1 protein-coding gene is annotated in these 722 nt (G+C 57.9%); it reads left to right on the top strand.

Annotation, left to right across the window (positions count from 1 at the left end):
* On the top strand, nucleotides 1–722 hold a 722-nt coding region (gene traU / locus ACOI7Z_RS27285; RefSeq protein WP_182858950.1), incomplete at both ends, for a conjugal transfer pilus assembly protein TraU.

The raw sequence follows: 722 nt of genomic DNA, 5'->3' as shown, positions 1-722 counted from the left end.
AACCCGATCACCGATGTGTGCTGGCGCTGCATATTTCCTTTATCACTCGGCAGCGTGCAGGTTGGTAAAGGCGATCTGCCTGATACCAGCAATCCGGGTAGTCCCCTGCAGCTGTGTCCGGCGCCGCCACCGATTTTTGTTCGCCCCGGCCTGGCCATCGGGTACTGGGAGCCGATGGCCATGACGGACGTCAGCCGTTCGCCTGGCTGTATGGTCAATCTGGGGGGCTTCAGTATCAATCTCGGCAAGACCGGTATGGGGACCGCGAGAAAGGACGATAAGCAGGTGAACGGCGCTTTTTATCACGTTCACTGGTACAAGTACCCGCTGACCTACTGGCTGAACATCATCACCTCCGCAGGCTGTCTGGAAGGCGGAGACATGGATATAGCCTATCTGTCCGAGATTGACCCGACCTGGGTGGACAGCAGCCTCACCACCATTCTGAATCCGGAAGCCATCCTGTTTGCCAACCCCATCGCACAGGGGGCGTGCGCGGCTGACGCTATGGCCAGCGCGTTTCATATGCCACTCGATATTCTGTTCTGGTGTGCCGGCTCTCAGGGTTCGATGTACCCGTTTAGCGGCTGGGTAAGCAACGAGTCCAGTCCGCTGCAGTCCTCGTTACTTGTCAGCGAGCGCATGGCGTACAAGCTTCACCGGCAGGGACAAATTATGGAGAGCATCGGGAAGGACAAGGCGGTCTGCTATGAGTATCCGTC

It is taken from the genome of Klebsiella sp. C283, from assembly GCF_048822555.1.
GTDB lineage: Bacteria > Pseudomonadota > Gammaproteobacteria > Enterobacterales > Enterobacteriaceae > Klebsiella > Klebsiella quasipneumoniae.
This window is presented reverse-complemented; position numbering and strand designations above follow the sequence as displayed.